The organism is Amycolatopsis sp. NPDC051716 (assembly GCF_040681595.1).
Lineage (GTDB): Bacteria > Actinomycetota > Actinomycetes > Mycobacteriales > Pseudonocardiaceae > Amycolatopsis.
Genome location: NZ_JBFAZA010000006.1, coordinates 1 through 16298, shown reverse-complemented (window position 1 = coordinate 16298; position 16298 = coordinate 1). Strand labels below are relative to the sequence as shown.

19 protein-coding genes are annotated in these 16298 nt (G+C 72.5%); 11 read left to right on the top strand and 8 right to left on the bottom strand.

From position 1 onward, the window contains the following. Positions 1-50 precede the first annotated feature (50 nt). The 7 genes from AB0M30_RS09595 (at position 51) to AB0M30_RS09565 (ending at position 5667) form a co-directional block, all read left to right on the top strand. The gene (locus tag AB0M30_RS09595) at positions 51-476 is read left to right on the top strand and encodes a polyketide cyclase / dehydrase and lipid transport (protein ID WP_364581942.1); all 426 of its coding nucleotides are present in this window, start codon (positions 51-53) and stop codon (positions 474-476) included. Between the two features lie 11 nt (positions 477-487). Beyond that, positions 488-1282, top strand: a complete 795-nt coding sequence (locus AB0M30_RS09590) for a metallophosphoesterase (protein ID WP_364581941.1) — start codon at positions 488-490, stop codon at positions 1280-1282. Between the two features lie 27 nt (positions 1283-1309). Next, positions 1310-1744, top strand: a complete 435-nt coding sequence (locus AB0M30_RS09585) for an SRPBCC family protein (protein ID WP_360184917.1) — start codon at positions 1310-1312, stop codon at positions 1742-1744. A 1-nt stretch (position 1745) separates the two neighbouring features. Beyond that, entirely contained in the window at positions 1746-2879 is a 1134-nt protein-coding gene (locus tag AB0M30_RS09580) for an ArsA family ATPase (protein WP_364581938.1), read from the top strand. Further along, positions 2876-3274, top strand: coding sequence for a hypothetical protein (locus AB0M30_RS09575; protein WP_364581935.1), 399 nt, complete (start codon positions 2876-2878; stop codon positions 3272-3274). Before AB0M30_RS09580 ends, AB0M30_RS09575 begins: the two co-directional genes overlap by 4 nt. Positions 3275-3289: 15 nt before the next feature. Further along, a complete protein-coding gene (locus AB0M30_RS09570) occupies positions 3290-4228 on the top strand; it encodes an ROK family protein (protein WP_103342877.1) in 939 nt (312 codons plus the stop codon). 596 nt (positions 4229-4824) lie between these two features. Beyond that, positions 4825-5667, top strand: coding sequence for an NUDIX hydrolase (locus tag AB0M30_RS09565; RefSeq protein ID WP_364581932.1), 843 nt, complete (start codon positions 4825-4827; stop codon positions 5665-5667). Here the strand turns inward: AB0M30_RS09565 and AB0M30_RS09560 are convergent. From AB0M30_RS09560 to AB0M30_RS09550, 3 genes are read right to left on the bottom strand one after another with little or no spacing between them, the layout of a single operon-like run. After that, positions 5664-6803 (bottom strand): glutamate--cysteine ligase, encoded by a 1140-nt coding sequence (locus tag AB0M30_RS09560; protein ID WP_364581930.1) that lies wholly within the window; start codon positions 6801-6803, stop codon positions 5664-5666. The two genes, AB0M30_RS09565 and AB0M30_RS09560, sit on opposite strands and share 4 nt — an antisense overlap. Before the next feature lie 10 nt (positions 6804-6813). Beyond that, complete coding sequence (locus AB0M30_RS09555) at positions 6814-7338, bottom strand: hypothetical protein (protein ID WP_364581927.1); 525 nt, start codon at positions 7336-7338, stop codon at positions 6814-6816. Then, positions 7335-8102 (bottom strand): alpha/beta fold hydrolase, encoded by a 768-nt coding sequence (locus AB0M30_RS09550; RefSeq protein ID WP_364581924.1) that lies wholly within the window; start codon positions 8100-8102, stop codon positions 7335-7337. Before AB0M30_RS09550 ends, AB0M30_RS09555 begins: the two co-directional genes overlap by 4 nt. 213 nt (positions 8103-8315) lie before the next feature. Between AB0M30_RS09550 and AB0M30_RS09545 the strand changes: the two genes are divergently transcribed. Both AB0M30_RS09545 and AB0M30_RS09540 read left to right on the top strand, forming a co-directional pair. After that, positions 8316-9077, top strand: a complete 762-nt coding sequence (locus AB0M30_RS09545) for a lysophospholipid acyltransferase family protein (RefSeq protein WP_103342881.1) — start codon at positions 8316-8318, stop codon at positions 9075-9077. A gap of 20 nt (positions 9078-9097) precedes the next feature. Next, positions 9098-9586 carry a polyadenylate-specific 3'-exoribonuclease AS gene (locus AB0M30_RS09540; protein WP_364581921.1) on the top strand — a complete coding sequence of 163 codons (489 nt, stop codon included), beginning with the start codon at positions 9098-9100 and terminating at the stop codon, positions 9584-9586. Between the two features lie 329 nt (positions 9587-9915). Here the strand turns inward: AB0M30_RS09540 and AB0M30_RS09535 are convergent, their stop codons facing one another. Continuing rightward, positions 9916-10998: a 3-deoxy-7-phosphoheptulonate synthase gene (locus AB0M30_RS09535; protein WP_364581918.1), complete on the bottom strand. Its 1083-nt coding sequence runs from the start codon at positions 10996-10998 to the stop codon at positions 9916-9918. A 285-nt stretch (positions 10999-11283) separates the two neighbouring features. On the opposite strand from AB0M30_RS09535, the gene AB0M30_RS09530 reads away from it, so the two are divergent. Then, positions 11284-12309, top strand: a complete 1026-nt coding sequence (locus tag AB0M30_RS09530) for a 6-phosphofructokinase (RefSeq protein WP_103342884.1) — start codon at positions 11284-11286, stop codon at positions 12307-12309. Positions 12310-12361: 52 nt separating this feature from the next. Here the strand turns inward: AB0M30_RS09530 and AB0M30_RS09525 are convergent, their stop codons facing one another. From AB0M30_RS09525 to AB0M30_RS09510, 4 genes are all read right to left on the bottom strand, one after another. Next, positions 12362-13246, bottom strand: coding sequence for a CU044_5270 family protein (locus tag AB0M30_RS09525; RefSeq protein ID WP_364581915.1), 885 nt, complete (start codon positions 13244-13246; stop codon positions 12362-12364). Continuing rightward, positions 13239-13823, bottom strand: coding sequence for an RNA polymerase sigma factor (locus AB0M30_RS09520; RefSeq protein ID WP_364581912.1), 585 nt, complete (start codon positions 13821-13823; stop codon positions 13239-13241). The genes AB0M30_RS09525 and AB0M30_RS09520 overlap by 8 nt, the downstream gene beginning before the upstream one ends. Before the next feature lie 71 nt (positions 13824-13894). Next, positions 13895-15331, bottom strand: coding sequence for an aromatic amino acid ammonia-lyase (locus tag AB0M30_RS09515; RefSeq protein WP_364582622.1), 1437 nt, complete (start codon positions 15329-15331; stop codon positions 13895-13897). 37 nt (positions 15332-15368) lie between these two features. Then, on the bottom strand, positions 15369-15851 hold the full coding sequence (locus AB0M30_RS09510; protein ID WP_364581909.1) for a group II truncated hemoglobin: 483 nt from the start codon (positions 15849-15851) through the stop codon (positions 15369-15371). A 68-nt stretch (positions 15852-15919) separates the two neighbouring features. Between AB0M30_RS09510 and AB0M30_RS09505 the strand changes: the two genes are divergently transcribed. Then, the gene (locus AB0M30_RS09505; RefSeq protein WP_364581906.1) at positions 15920-16252 is read left to right on the top strand and encodes a helix-turn-helix domain-containing protein; all 333 of its coding nucleotides are present in this window, start codon (positions 15920-15922) and stop codon (positions 16250-16252) included. The last annotated feature ends 46 nt before the right edge of the window (positions 16253-16298 follow it).

The window sequence follows — 16298 nt, the reverse complement described above, 5'->3', positions numbered from 1 at the left end:
AAGACCATGCTGATCGGCGCCGCGAGGCGAGGGCGTGACATTCTTCGCACGTGAACGCGCCACCCTCACTCGACATCGTCGACGAGACGTTCCTCGCCGTTCCGCCCGCCACCGTGGCCGCGGTCTTCGCCGAGCCGGCCTCCTGGCGGCGCTACTGGCCCGACCTGGTCCTCGAGGTCTACACCGACCGGGGGGACAAGGGCCTGCGCTGGACCGTGACGGGTGCGCTCGTCGGTACGATGGAGGTCTGGCTCGAGCCGGTGCTCGACGGCACCCTGCTGCACTACTTCCTGCGGGCGACCCCCGCCGACGCGGCCGGGACGCCCCGGGAGCTGGCGCCACGCGACCTGCGGCGGGAGTTCGACCGGCGCGCCCGCGCGGCCAAGGCGAACGCGCTCGGGCTCAAGGAGATCCTGGAGGACGGGCGCGAGCCCGGCGTCCCTCCGCGCGGCGAAGGCAGTGACGTCGAAAGCTAGGGGGAGCACCGGTGCGGGTACACGTCGTCTCGGACGTGCACGGCAACGCGGACGCGTTGAAACGGGCGGGCGACGGGGCGGACGCCCTGGTCGTGCTCGGCGACCTGATCGACTTCGTCGACTACCACGACTACGAAAAGGGCATCATGGGCGCCCTGTTCGGCCCGGAGAAGGTCGGCGAGTTCGCCCGCCTGCGCCGTGAGGGCACCCGTGACGAAACCGTTGCCTTCTCGCGCACGCTCTGGGCCACCCTCGACGACCCGGGAGCCGCGGTCGACGAGGCGATCCGCGCCCAGTACGCGACGCTGTTCGCGGCGATGACCGCGCCCACCTACGCCACGCCGGGCAACGTCGACACCCCGGCGCTGTGGCCGGAGTTCGCCGGCGAAGGCGTCCGGGTGCTCGACGGCGAGGTGGCGGAGATCGGCGGCCTGCGGTTCGGGTTCGTCGGTGGCGCGCTGCTGCCCGACGGCGTCGTCCCGCGGCCCCGCAAGGGCGCCGCCTGGCGTCCCTACCTGCGGGATCGCGCGGACTACGACCGGAGCGTGGCCGCGCTCGAGCAGGTCGACGTCCTCTGCACGCACGGCCCGCCCGCGCTGCCGGAGCTGACCTACGACGTCGTCGCGCGCCGCAGCGAGATCGGCTCGACGGCGCTGCTGGAGCTGATCCGGGCCCAGCGGCCGCGCTGGTCGGTGTTCGGCCACGTGCACCAGCCCCTGGCGGCGCGCGCCCGGGTCGGCCTGACCGAGTGCCGTAACGTGGGTCACTTCAAGGAGACCGGGCAGCCCTACGTGCTGCGCTGGTGACCAACCGCGGCGGCTACGCTTCGACCCATGGCCGAGCAGTCCACACAGTCCATCGAGGTCGACGCCGAGCCCAGCCGGGTGATGGCCGTGATCGCCGACTTCCCCGCGTACCCGGAATGGGCCAAGGCCGTCCGGCAGACCGAGGTCCTCGACACCGACGCCGAGGGCCGGGCCAAGCAGGTCAAGCTGACCTTGGACGCGGGGCCGATCAAGGACGTCTACACTCTCGAGTACGACTGGGACGATGACGGCCTCGGCGTCAGCTGGCACCTGGTCAAGGGCCAGATGCAGAAGGCGCAGAACGGCCGCTACGCGCTGGCCGACCTCGGCGGCCGCACGCGGGTCACCTACACGCTGTCGGTCGAGCTGGCGCTGCCGATGATCGGCCTGCTGCGCCGCAAGGCCGAGAAGATGGTCATGGACACCGCGCTGAAGGAGCTCAAGAAGCGGGCCGAGGGCTAACGTGCGGATCCTGCTGTGCACCGGCAAGGGGGGTGTCGGGAAGACCACGCTGGCCGCGGCCACCGGCGCCGCCCTCGCCGCTCGCGGCAGGAAGACCCTCGTCGTGTCCACGGACCCGGCGCATTCGCTCGGTGACGCCTTCGGGCAGCCCCTCGGCGCCGAACCGTCCGAAGTGGACACCCTCCTTTCGGGCGTGCAGGTCGATTCGCGCACCCTGGTGGACACGAGCTGGGATCGGCTGCGCGGCGAGCTGCGGACGGTGCTGGCCGGTGCGGGCCTGGACACCCTCGACGCCGAAGAGCTCACCGTGCTGCCCGGCGTCGACGAACTGCTCGCCCTCACCGAGGTCCGCCGGCTGGCCGAGGACGGGCCGTGGGAGACCGTCGTCGTCGACTGCGGGCCGACGGCCGAGACGCTGCGGCTGCTCGCCCTGCCCGAGGCCGTCTCCGGCTACCTGACGCGGGTGTTCGGGCCGCGCGGCCGCGTCACGGACTCGGTGCGCCGCCTCGGCGCCCACCTCGACGGCCTGCGCGGGCTGCTCACCGACCCGTCGGTGACGACGGTCCGGCTGGTCCTGACGCCGGAGCGGGTGGTCGTCGCCGAGGCGCGACGCACGCTCAGTTCCCTGGCCCTGCGCGGCATCGCCGTCGACGGCCTGATCGCCAACCGGCTGATGCCCGCGCCCGGCATCTGGCGCGGCGGCGCCGCGTCCTGGCTGCGCACCCGGCGGACGCAGCAGGACGCCGTGCTCGCCGAACTCGCCGCGGCCGGGATCGCGCCGGTCGCCCGGGTCGAGCACCGCGCCGTCGAGCCGGTCGGGCTGCCCGCGCTGCTGGAGATCGCCGCCGAGCTTTACGGGAGCGAAGACCCTCTCGCGGGCAACGGCGCTCCCGTCACCCCGCTGCTGCGGGTGCGCCCGGCCGCGGACGGGTACACCCTGCGCGTCGCGCTCCCGCTGGCGCGGGACGCCGAGGTCGACCTCGCCCGCGTCGACGACGACCTGGCGATCACCGTGGACGGCTTCCGCAGGCTCATCGCCCTGCCGGAGCCGCTGCGGCCGTGCCGGATCACCGGCGCGGAATCCGACGCCGACGGCCTGGTCGTGCACCTGGCCGGGAACCGGGGACGCGGGTGAGCGAAGAGGAACACGGGCCGCGCCTGACGGAGGAGATCCGCCTGCTCGCCGAGCTGGTCGCGGAGAAGGCGGCGCCGTGGCTCGAAGGCCTGCTCGCGGCCGGGCACGGGACCACTGACGAGGCGAAACCGGACGGTTCGGCGTGCGGCTGGTGTCCGCTCTGTGCGATCGTCGCGGTGGTGCGGGGGGAACGGCCCGAGCTGGTCGCGCGGCTGGCCGAGCAGCTCGCGCAGCTGGTCGCCCTGCTGCGCGCGGTGCTCGCGGACCGGTGGGAGCCGGAGGAGGGCGTGCACATGCCCGGGTTCCGGCCCGCGGCGCGGCCCGCGCCGGACGCCACGGCGCCGGCGAGGGTGCAGCACATCGCCGTCCGCAGGCGCGACGAGTGGGAGAGCTGAGTGCGGACGATAGGGGTGGACGTCGGCGGGACGAGCATCCGGGCCGGCGTGGTGGACGAACGCGGCTCCCTGCTCGACACGGCCCGCGTCGCGACGCCGACCGAGGAAGGTGCTCTCGAGGACGCCATCGCCGGCGTGGTCGAGGACCTGCGCAACCGGCACGAGGTGGCCGGGGTCGGGCTCGCGGTGGCGGGTTTCGTGGCGCGCGACCGCCGGTCGGTGATGTTCGCCCCGCACCTGGCGTGGCGCGGCGCCCCGGTCGCCGACCGGATCGAAAAGCGCGTCGGCCTGCCGGTGCTGCTGGAGCACGACGTCAATTCGGCGATCGTGGGCGAGCACCGCTTCGGCGCGGCCCGCGGCGCCCAGGTGGCGGCCCTGGTGGCACTGGGCACGGGCATCGGCGCCGGGCTGTTGCTGGACGGCAAGCTCTACCGCGGCGCGTACGGCGTCGCGCCCGAGCTGGGCCACTTGACGGTGGTCCGCGGCGGCCGCCCCTGCCCGTGCGGCAAGTACGGCTGCTGGGAGCGCTACTGCAGCGGAACGGCCCTGGCGGCCACGGCGGTGGAGCTCCTGGCGCGCCACCCGGGCCGCTCGACGGTGCTGGCCCCCCAGGTCGCGGGCGACCCGGGCTCGGTGACGGGCCGCAGAGTGGCGGGCGCGGCCCGCGACGGCGACCCGATCGCCCAGCTGGCGATGGCGGAGCTGGCCAAGTGGCTGGGCGAGGGCCTGGCCCTGGTGGCGGACGTGTTCGACCCGGAGATCATCGTGATCGGCGGCGGCGTGTCGGAGTCGGCGCCCCTGTTTTTGGACGAGGCCCGCGAGCACTACGCGGCGACGATCACGGGGGCGCGCCACCGGCCGTTGGCAAGGATCAGGACGGCTCACCTCGGCGACGACACGGCGATCGTCGGCGCGGCGGCTTTGGCGCTGGAAGCGGCGAAGACTCTGGTCTGACCTGGCTTGCGTGCGGCGGCCTTGGCTCTGGGAGCGGGCGATGACCTGGCCTGGGCGCGGCCCGGGCTTCTGGAAGCGGCGATGATCCCGGTCTGACCTGGCCTGTGCTCGTCGGAGTTGTGGATGGTGGCCCGGTGCGGCGGTCCGCTCGGGCGGGACTGTCGGTGGCTCCCGGTAGCGTGGCAATCGGGGGCGGGCCCGCAACGGCCGCCCACGTTCGGCGATCATCACTCGGTCCCGTGGCCGACCCATCCGGCGGCCGGTCCATGCGGCGGCCGCTCCAGTAGCCGTCCCGTCGGCGGTCTTCCCCGCCACCCCGAAGCCTGATTGTGACTACGGCCGGCGGCACCGCGTCAAGGCGGGAAAGCGTGCCTTGACCCGGCGCCGCCCGCCGTGTTGTGGCTTCGGATCGGGGTTGCGGGGGGTGTGGGCCCCGTTCACGTTCCGGTCTGTCTGCTGCCGTGGCTTTCCCGCGAGCTCTTCGCCGGCGGCCGGCGGGAGGGAGCCCGGCGGGAGGGAGCCCCGGCGGCCGCCGGCGAAGAGCCTCGGCTTCCGCTGAGAGATGATCCGCGGGCGACCTGTGACACGCTGAACACGTGAGCCTGCCGTCCGCCAGCGTCTTCGTCCGCTGTTCCTGCGGGCACCTGCACTGGGGCCGCTACGGTGCCGCGGGCCTGCTGCTCGTCGATCCCGCCCGCGGTGTTCTCCTGCAGCGTCGCGCCTGGTGGGTGCACCACGGCCGCACCTGGGCGCTGCCCGGCGGGGCCATCGAAGCCGGCGAAACCGCCGTCGGCGCGGCCACGCGGGAAGCCTTCGAAGAGGCCTCCGTTCCGGCCGATGCCTTCCGTGCGGTCTCCGCCTCCGTCGTCGATCATGGCGACTGGAGCTACACCACCGTCCTGGCCCTCGCCGACGGCGCCGAGGCGCGCGTCGCCAACACCGAAAGTGCGGAGGTGCGCTGGGTGGATCCCGACGACGTCCCCGGTTACCCCCTTCACCGCGACTTCGCCGCCGCGTGGCCGGACCTGCGCGACCGGGTCGGCCGCGAACTCGTCCTGGTCGTCGACGGCGCCAACGTCGTCGGCTCGCGTCCGGACGGCTGGTGGCGCGACCGGCACGGCGCCGCCGAGCGGCTCCGCGACCGGCTCGCCAAGCTCGCCGAAGCCGGCGTGCCCGACCCGGACGACGCCACCGTGACCTGGTGGCCGCGGATCATCCTGGTCGTCGAAGGGCAGGCCAAGCGCGTCACGTCGGCCGCGGGTGTCGAGGTCGTCGCCGCCGACACCGACGGTGACTCGAAGATCGTCGAGGTCGTCGCGCAGCAAAAAGCGAGCGTTCTGGTCGCGACGGCCGACCGTGAGCTGAAGAGGCGCGTCGAGGCCCTCGGCGCCTCGATCCTCGGCCCCGGCACGCTCCGCCGGCAGCTCGACGAGCTTTAGTCCTTCGCGATCCCGTCGCGCATCTCGGCCACCAGCGACGCGACGACGGCCTTGAGGCTGCCCTTGTGCCGCTCCGCGACGGCTCGTTGCCGCCGGTAGCTCGGCCCGTACCGCAGGATCGACTCGACGTCCCGCAGTTCGGCCACGCAGTCCAGCCGCCGCGCCACCGGCTCGAGCCGGTCCAGCAGGTCGGCCACGTCGTCGGTGACCAGCCGCTCGCGGCCGGCCGCGTCCAGGATGATGATCGCGTCGGTGCCGTAGCGGGCCGCGCGCCACTTGTTCTCCTGGACGTGCCACGGCGGCAGCGTCGGCAAGATTTCGCCGTCTTCCAGGCGCTCGACGAAGTCGTCCACCAGGCACTGCGTCAGCGCCGCGATCGCGCCGACCTCCTCCAGCGTCGGCAGGCCGTCGCAGACGCGCATCTCGATCGTGCCGAGCTTCGGCGACGGCCGGATGTCCCAGCGGATCTCCGAGAAGCTGTCGATCACGCCGGTGGTGAACATGTCCTCGACGTAGCTCTCCAGCTCCGCCCACTTCCGGAACTGGAACGGCAGCCCGGCCGTCGGCAGCTGCTGGAACATCAGCGCCCGGTTCGACGCGTACCCGGTGTCCTCGGCGCCCCAGTACGGCGAAGACGCCGACAGCGCCTGCAGGTGCGGCGCGTAGTTGAGCAGCGCGTCGAGGACGGGCAGCACCTTCTCGCGGTGGTCGACCCCGACGTGGATGTGGACGCCGTAGATCAGCATCTGCCGTCCCCACCACTGGGTCCGGTCGATCAGCTTGGCGTAGCGCTCCTTGTCGGTGACCTTCTGCTGGTACCAGTTCGAGAACGGGTGCGTCCCCGCCGAGAACATCTCGACGCCGAGCGGGTCGGCGACGCCGTGCACGACGTCGAGCGAGTCGTTCAGGTCGGCCTTGACCTCGGCGATCGTGCTACAGACGCCGGTGATGATCTCGATCGTGTTGAGCAGCAGCTCCTGCTTGATCTTCGGGTGCTCCGCCTGCTCGTCGGGCCGGACGGCCTCGAGGATCTGCTCGGCCACCGAGGACAGTTCGCCGCTGCGGCGGTCCACCAGGCCGAGCTCCCATTCCGCGCCGACGGTCGATCGCCGCGAAGGACTGAACTCGATGTGCATCGCCGTCCGATTAGACCTGGGCGCCGGTGCTGGGGTCCGCGCCGGGCGGCGGACCCTGCCGCACGCGGAGCAGCAGCAGCGCGATCGAGGTCGCGAGCGCGAGGATGCCCAGCGGTGTCGCCACCGTCGGGCCGACGCCGATCGCGCCGGGCAGGATCAGCAGGAACAGCCCGGCCAGGAACAGCAGCAGGATGAGGAACGCGCCCAGCTTCGGCCGGGGCAGCGGCGGCGGGTCGGGCGGGACGTAGTGCTCGTCGTCCTCCGCCGGGTCGTCGGAGAACATCGTGGCGTCCCACGACGTGCCCCCGGACCGCCAGCCGGGCTCCGGCGGGGCCTCCACGGCCGGCGGGTCGGCGGGCCGCTCGGGCGTCCTGCGCGACTCCGGCTCCGCGCCGGCCGTGCCGGCGGTGTCCGCAGTGTCCGCAGTGTCCGCGGTATCCGATTCCGGGAGCCCGAACCCGGCGGCCCGCAGGTCGGCGACGATCTCGGCGAACGTCGCGTCGACGTCCTCCGGCCCGTCCTTCCCCCGGCTCATGCGGTCTCCTCCGGCTGGGCGGCGTGCGCCTTCGCGAACTCGACACTGCGGGTGAAGATCACTTCGGCGTCGTTGTCCTGCGTCGCCACGTGGTAGCTGTTCTCCAGCACGACCTCGGTGACGTCGGTGCTCGAGACGCCGTCGAGCACCAGCTGCGAGTTCACCGGCTCGACGACGTGGTCGACCGACGAGTGCAGCAGCAGCACCGGCTGCGTCACCTTCGCCAGGTCGGCGCGCACGACCGCCCACAGCTTCGCCAGGCTCGCCGCCGCGCGCACCGGCGTCCGCGGGTAGGCCAGCTCCGTCTCGCCCGGCTTCTTGATGTCGTTCGCGATCGCCGGCACCGACGGCACGATCCGGCCCAGCACCGGCAGCAGCCGCGTGTCCCACTTCAGCCGCGTCACCGACGGGTTGACCAGCACGATCCCGGCGATCCGGTCGCCGAACTCCTCGGCCAGGCGCAGGGTGAGCGTGCCGCCCATGGAGAGGCCGCCGACGAACACGGTCTTGCACGTCGCCAGCAGCGCGAGCAGGGCCTCGCGGACGGCGCAGTACCAGTCCTCCCACGTCGTGCGGTTGAGGTCCGGCCAGCGGGTGCCGTGGCCGGGCAGCAGCGGGCAGCGCACCGTGAACCCGGCCCCGGCCAGGTGGTCACCCCAGGCCCGCATGCTCGCCGGGGTACCGGTGAACCCGTGGCAGAGCAGGAACCCGGTTTCGGCCGAACCGGTGTGGCCGAACGGTTCCGCGCCGGCGAGCACGCCCATGCGATCGCCTTCCGTGTGAGCGGTGCAGTCACTCCATGCTCTCACGGCCGGTGGACGTTGTGGGGGTCCGCCCGGGCCCGGAATTCGCTGTGAGATCGATCGCTGCCGAAGCGGTAACCGGGTGGTCGCCGTTGTGCGGCGGCCACCCGGGTTCGTAGGCTGTTCGTCTCGGGTGAACAGGGGCTGCGGCTGCGATGGAGGACTGAGACACCGGTGCTGTACTGGCTCATGAAGTGGGTGTTCCTCGGACCGCTGCTCAAGACGCTCTGGCCGACCAAGGTCGTCGGCGCGGAGAACATCCCCGAGACGGGTGGCGCGATCCTGGCCGGCAACCACCTGGCGGTCGCGGACTCGTTCTTCATGCCGCTGCGCGTCAAGCGCAAGGTGACCTTCCCGGCCAAGTCCGAGTACTTCACCGAGCCCGGGTTCAAGGGCACGCTCAAGAAGTGGTTCTTCACCGGCGTCGGCCAGTTCCCGATCGACCGGTCCGGCGGCAACGCCGCCCAGGCCGCGCTCGACACGGCGACCCGCCTGGTCCGCGAGGGGCACCTGCTCGGGATCTACCCGGAGGGCACGCGCTCCCCGGACGGACGGCTGTACAAGGGCAAGACGGGCGTGGCGCGGATCGCCCTGGAGTCCGGCGGCGTCGTGGTCCCGGTCGCGATGGTCGGCACGGACAAGGTCAACCCGATCGGCTCGAAGATGTGGTGGCCCCGCCGCCTCGAGGTCCGGTTCGGCAAGCCCCTGGACTTCTCGCGGTACGAAGGTCTCTCGGGTGACCGCTTCATCGAGCGGTCGATCACCGACGAGATCATGTACGCCCTGATGGAGCTCTCGGGCCAGGAGTACGTCGACATCTACGCGGCCAAGGCCAAGGAACTCCTGGCGGCGGAGGCGGCCGGGGTGAAGCCCGCGGTGCCAGCCCAGCCCGGCGCGCGCGACGCGGCCCGGGTGCCGGATTCCAAGGTCGGCTGAGCCACCACTACTGTTCACCAGTGCGTTTTTTCTACGACACCGAGTTCATCGAAGACGGCGTGACCATCGATTTGGTGTCGATCGGGGTGGTGGACGAACGGGGCCGCGAGTTCTACGCGGTCTCGACGGAGTTCGACCCTTCGAAGGCGGGGCCGTGGGTCCGGGACAACGTCCTGGACAAGCTGCCCTCACCGGCCGACCGGGCGTGGCGGAGCAGGGAGAAGATCCGCAGCGACCTGCTGGAGTTCTTCGGCAAGCCACCGGGCGGGATCGAGCTGTGGGCCTGGTTCGCGGCGTACGACCACGTGGCGCTGGCCCAGCTGTGGGGCCCGATGCCGGCACTGCCGCGGCAGCTGCCGAGGTTCACCCGTGACCTGCGCCAGCGCTGGGAGGACGCCGGGAAGCCGAAGCTGCCCGCGGCGCCGACCGACCAGCACGATGCGCTGGCGGACGCCAAGCACAACCTGGCCCGGTGGGAAATCATCGAGAACTACTTCCCGCGCCGCTGACCCGCCGCCCCAAGCGCCCCAATGTGGCCTTCGGTGCGTTGGGCGCACCGAAGGCCACATTGGGTGCGTTGGGCGCACCGAAGGCCACATTGGGTGCGTTGGGCGCACCGAAGGCCACATTGGGTGCGTTGGGGGCACCGAAGGCCACATTGGGGCGCTTGGGCGAGAACCGGGAGCCGGCAGCTGCTGACTCGCCGGCCGCCGGGCCGAACGAACCGTCCGGCCCGGCCGACCTCACCTGGCAAGCCGCTCGGCCCCGACGCGCGGCCCGGAATTGTCGGGGGTCCCCGGTAACGTGAAAACCGGGGGACCCCCAGGCCGGGGACCTCTCAGCGGCGCGCCCGCACCGCCGAGGCCAGCTCGTCCAGCAGCGGCGCGGTGTCGTCCCAAGCCAGGCAGGCGTCGGTGATCGACTGCCCGTAGGTCAGCTCCGAAGCGCGCCCCAGCGAAAGCTCCTGCCGCCCGCCGGCCAGGAAGCTCTCCATCATCAGCCCGGCGATCCCGCGCTCGCCCGACGCCAGCCGCTCGGCCAGCTCACGCACCACCTCGCCCTGCCGCACGTGGTCCTTGCCGCTGTTGCCGTGCGAAGCGTCGATGATCACCCGCTCCGGCAACCCCGCCTTCGCCAGCCGCGCCAGCGTGTCCGCCACCGTGGCGGCGTCGTAGTTCGGGCCCCCGTTGTGGCCGCGCAGGATCACGTGGCAGTCCGGGTTGCCGGACGTCGTCAGCAGCGCCGCCAGGCCGTCGGTGTTGATGCCCGGGAACACGTGGCTGGCCGCCGCCGCGCGGGTGGCGTCGATCGCCACCTGGACGTCGCCCTCGGTCGAATTCTTGATGCCCACCGGCATCGACAGCGCGCTGCACAGCTGGCGGTGGACCTGGCTGGCCGCCGTGCGGGCGCCGATCGAACCCCACGTGACGATGTCCGCGATGAACTGCGGCGTGATCGGGTCGAGGAACTCGCAGCCCACCGGCAGGCCGAGCGCGGACACGTCGAGCAGCAGCCGGCGCGCCATCCGCAGGCCCTTGTTGACGGCGAACGTGCCGTCGAGGTCCGGGTCGTTGATCAGGCCCTTCCAGCCCAGCGTGGTGCGCGGCTTCTCGAAGTACACGCGCATCACGATGTGCAGCTCGCCGCGCAGCTCCTCGGCCTTCGCCGCCAGCCGGCGGGCGTAGTCGAGGGCGGCTTCGGGGTCGTGCACCGAGCACGGGCCGACCACGACGAGCAGCCGGTCGTCGCGGCCTTCGAGGATGTCGACCGTCTCGGCGCGGCCGTGGCGCACCACCTTCGCGACCGCGGCGTCGACCGGATGGTCTTCGCGCAGCAGCGCGGGCGGGATGAGCGGACTGATCGACGTGGTACGCGCGGCGTCGAGGTCACCGATGGTGGCCGGTCCGGCGGAGAGCGTCATGGCGGGGGTGTTCCTTCCTGGTGGACACCGACCCGCGGGGGACTCGCCGAGCCGGTTCAGAAATCCGGCTCGGGGGTGGGAGTCAGCGCGGGTTCACGCCGCCGTGCCCACCCGGGGCCGGCTTCGTAAACCAGAAATAGCGCCGCATGCGCATCAACGTAGCACAGCCGTCACCGAGGACCGATCCGGCAGGTGGTACGGCCTGCACCGATCAAGACGAGAGCCGCTACGCTGACGTCTGACGAAATGTGACTGTCATCTCCCGAGAACAGACGGAGGCTTCTCATGCGTGTCGGTGTGCTGACCGGCGGCGGCGACTGCCCGGGACTCAACGCGGTGATCCGCGCGGTGGTGCGCAAGGGCATCGAGGTGCACGGCTGGGACTTCGTGGGCTTCCGCAACGGCTGGAACGGCCCCCTCACCGGCGACAGCCGCCCGCTGGGCCTGAACGACGTCGAAGACATCCTCACCCGCGGCGGCACCATCCTGCGGTCCTCGCGCACCAACCCCTACAAGGTCGACGGCGGTGTCGACAAGATCAGGCAGGTCCTCGCCGATCAAGGCGTCGACGCGCTGATCGCGATCGGCGGCGAGGACACCCTCGGTGTCGCGAAGCGGCTGACCGACGACGGCATCGGCGTCGTGGGCGTGCCCAAGACGATCGACAACGACCTGGGCGCGACCGACTACACCTTCGGCTTCGACACCGCGGTCTCCATCGCGACCGAGGCGATCGACCGGCTGCACACCACGGCCGAGTCGCACCACCGCGCGCTCGTGGTCGAGGTCATGGGCCGGCACGCCGGCTGGATCGCGCTGCACTCCGGTCTCGCCGGCGGCGCCAGCGTCATCCTGGTGCCGGAGCGGCACTTCAACGTCGACCAGGTCGTCTCCTGGGTCGAGCGCCGCTTCGAGAAGGAGTTCGCGCCGATCATCGTCGTCGCCGAGGGCGCGCTGCCCGAGGGCGGCGAAGAGAAGCTGCTGACCGGTGAGAAGGACGCCTTCGGGCACGTCCGCCTCGGCGGCATCGGCACCTGGCTGGCCGACGAGATCGCCCACCGCACCGGCAAGGAGTCCCGCGCGGTCGTGCTGGGCCACGTCCAGCGCGGCGGCACCCCGACGGCGTACGACCGCGTCCTGGCGACCCGCTTCGGCCTGCACGCGGTCGACGCGGTGGCCGACGGCGACTTCGGCGTGATGGTGGCGCTTAAGGGCACGGACATCGTCCGCGTGAAGCTCTCCGAGGCGACGGCCGAGCTGAAGACGGTTCCGGTCGAGCGCTACCAGGAAGCCGAAGTCTTCTTCGGCTGAGTTCCCCGTTCGAAGGGCCGCTCCGGGATCCCCGGAGCGGCCCTTCGCGCGTTCAGGGCCGTTGCCGCACCGCGTCGACGATGCCCTGGTTCACGACCACACCGGTCGTCCCGGCGCCGAGGTAGGCGAAGGTCACCGGGTCGAACAGGAACTCGTCCTGGTTGCCGATCCCGTGCTCGGTCGTGCTGTTCCAGGTGATGCCGAGGACCGGACGGCCACCGGCGCCCTTGGCGTCCGGCCGGGCGACGAGCCCGGGCACCTTCGCCACCGCCTCGTAGAGCGCGGCCCGCGCCGCCGGGCGCAGGTAGCCCCCGGCCAGAGCGACGACCTCGTTGCCGAGGTCGTGCAAGGTGTCGCCTTCGCCGTAGGTGCTCCTGTGCAGGTAGGCGAGCATGGCGTCGGCGTCCGTGGGCAGGTCCGGGTGGGCGGCGGGCCGCGGCTCGCACCGCTGGGTCACCGTTCGCCCGCGGCCTTCCTTTTGCACGCGCTTCCCATCGCGGCAGCCGGCGATCTCCGATTCGTGGCCGAAGAGGATCTGGAACCCGTCGTGGGTTCCGTCCGCCGACGCCCAGAACTCGTTCTCCCGGCCGTCCGCGAGGTGGGTCCTGGTGTAGAGGAACTGGTCCGGCCGGGGCTCGACGTCCGGCAGGGCGCGGGCCTTGGCGGCCGCGGTGTACAGGATCGACACCGGGTCGGTCGCCGTCCGGGGCGCGGGGCCCGGCGGCGCGGTGGTTCCGCCGGGCGAGAGCACGACGACGGCCGCGACGGCCGCGGCGAGCCCGGCCGCGCCGGCCGAGCCCCACACCAGGCCGAGCCGGCGAGCCGGCCGTCGTGCGCTCGCCGCGGCGATCAGCTCGGCCCGCTTCCGGGCCAGCTCATCGGGTGCCGGGAGCCCGGCCGGCCCGGCGAAGTCGCGAAGCAGCTGCATCTCATCCATGGTTCGAGACCTCCTCGGCGGGCACGTGCCCCAGTTCTGCGCGGACCTTCCGGCGAGCCCGGTTCAGCCGCGATCGGACGGTGCCGAGCGGGATGCCGAGCGCGGCCGCGACCTCTTCGTAGCTCAGGCCTTCCCAGGCGATCAGCAGCAGGACGTCGCGGTCCCGCCGGGCCAGCACGGCCAGCGCACCGGCCAGCCGTCCGGTCATCGCCTGGGCCGCCACCCGCTCGGCGACCCGGTCGGCGTGGCAGTCCTGGTCGGCGGGCGGGCCGAGGGCGGCCCGCAGCCGGTACTCGCGCGCTTCTTCGCGGCGGCGCTGGCCGACGAGGTTCGTCGCGATGCCGTAGAGCCACGGCCGGGCGCTCGGGAACGCCGGGTCGTAGCGGGCGCGGGCGCCGAACGCGATCAGGAACGTCTCGCCCATCAGGTCGTCGGCGACCTGGCCGCCGAGCCGCCGGGCGAGGTAGCGATGGATCTGCGGGGCGTGGCGGTCGAAGACCACCGCGAACCGCTCGGGGCGTTCCAGCGACGCGGTGATCACGTCCGCGTCGTCCCCGGCTGCACCTGCTGAACTCATGAACCGCCTGCCTGTCGTGAGGCCATCTGCCCCGTTGTTGGCGGAACGGGCGATCCGGGTTCACGGCGGCGTCAGATGCGTGCGAGCTGCTCCAGGACACCGACGGCGGCGGCGATGTCGCCGGTGAGCGGCCGGTCGTCGAGGCTCTCCTCCAGCACCGCCGACGCCGTTTCGAACGCGTCCCGCACCGGCAGCTCCAGCAGGTCGGCCTCCCGCATCCGCAGCGCGCGGACCGCCGCGACCAGCTCGCAGGCCAGCACCTGCTGGTAGGCCGAGCACGCCGCCGTCGCCGCGCGGGCCGCCTGGGTCGAGAAGCTCGCGTGGTCCTCGATGCCGCGGGACACCACCGCCGTGCCGAGCGTGGCCGGGAGCGCCGCCTGGCGCAGCTCCGTGAGGGCGTCGTGCGCCACGTACTCCAGGATCATCACGCCCGAGCTGCCCGGCGGCCCCGCCGCCAGGAACGGCCGCAGCCCGGTGAACTCCGGCTCCACCAGGTCGCCGAGGCGCGCCACCGACAGCTCCGCCACCTGGTGCACGGTCGCCCGGGCCTGGTCCAGCGCCGTCGACACGTAGGCGGTGTGGAAGTGCGCGTGGTGGTAGGCGTCGTTGTGGACCGTCGAGATCATCGGGTTCTCCGTGCTCGCGTTGATCTCGACGGCGAGGACGTCCCGCAGGTAGTGGATCGCGTCCAGGGCCGGGCCCTGGACCTGCGGGAACGCGCGCAGCCCGAACGGGTCCTGGATCCGCCGTCCCGGCTTCGGCGTCTGGTGCATGCCCAGCAGCCGCCGCATCTCGGCCGCGCAGGCGACCTGCCCCGCGTGCGGACGCGCTTCGTGCACCGGCGTCGCGTACGCCTCGGGGTTGCCGTCGAGCGCGACGTACGTCAGTGCCGCGACGGCGTGGCTCGCGCGGGTCAGCGTGTCCAGGCGCATCGCCGCGAGGGTCGCTTCGGCGAGCGTCGCGGCGTTGCTGCTCATGAAGGCCAGCGCGTCGCCCGCCCGCACGGGTACCGGTGGCACGTGTCCGGTGACCCACGGCCGTTCGCCGGTGAGCGCCAGCGCTGCTTCGGCGAGCGGCGCCAGGTCGCCGGTACCGATCGCGCCGAGCCGGTGCACCAGCGGCAACGCGCCGGTGCGGACCGCTTCGGCCAGCGCGCCGATCAGCTCGGGACTGATCCCGGACCGGCCGGACAGCAGCTGGTTGAGCCGGATCAGCAGCATCGCCCGCACCTGACCGGTCGGCATCTCGTCGCCGCTGCCGCCCGCGTGGCTGCGCAGCAGCCGCAGGCCGTGCTCGACCGAGCTTTCGACGGTGTCGTCCTTGTTGGCCCCGACGCCGGTGGTCCGGCCGTAGACCACCCGCCGCGTGCTCAGTTCTTCGGCCAGCTTCCACGCGTGCTCGGCCGCCCGCAGCGCGGCGATCGAGACGTCGATACCCAGCGGCCCCCCGGTGCGCGCCGCGGTCACCACGTCCGCGCACCGCAGGGTCCGGCCGTCCACCCGGATCATCAAGGGCAGTCTCCTTCCGACTGCCCTCACTATGCGGCTAGGGCGACGGCGGCTGCCAGGGAGGGAGCGGCCAGTCCCACTGCGGGACGGGCTCGTGGAGATTCGGCTCGGCGCCGGGCGCGGAGAAGATGACGGCGAGCCGGCTGCCCCATTCGAGGTAGCCGGCGAAGGCGGCGCGGAACTCGGGATCGCCGGGCAGGCCGGCCTCGTCGGCGGCGTCGAGCAGCAGGTTCACCCACCGGCGCCGCTGCTCTTCGGTGATGCCGCGCCCCAGGTGGCGGCCGATCATGTGGGCGTGGCCGCCGTGGCTCGCCGAGTACCCGGCCGGCCCGCCGAAGACTTCGCCGAGCCACACCGCGACGTGCTTCGGGTGCTCCGGGTCCATGCCGCGGAAGACCGGCTCGAGCAGCGGGTCTTCCAGGACGTGGCCGTAGAAGATCGTCAACAGCTTCACGAGGGCTTCGTGGCCCCCGGCCCAGTCGTAGAGGGTGGGGGTCGGCGGGGTTTCTGGCACGATCACCGGATCAGGCAACCAGGGGCGGCCCGGCCGGGCAACCACGTACTTTCCGGTGCGTAGGGGAGAGCGGGATGAAGCGGTACCACTGCGCGACGGAGCTGGCGGTCGACCTGATCGGAGGCAAGTGGAAGCCGGTGATCCTGGCCCACCTCAAGGAGGGCGCCCACCGCTACGGCGAGCTGCGGCGCCGGATGCCAGGCGTGAGCGAGAAGATGCTGACCCAGCAGCTGCGCGAGCTGGCCGCGGACGGCGTCGTCCGCCGCGAGGAGTTCGACGGCCGGGTCCCGCACGTCGAGTACCACCTGACCGAGGTGGGGGAGGAGCTCCGCCCGGCGCTGACGGCGCTGTACGAGTGGGGCGAGCGCCGCGCGGCCGAGCGCGGCATCACCTTCGAGCCGGGCTGACCAGAGCGCCCCAATGTGGCCTTCGGTGCGTTCAACGCACCGAAGG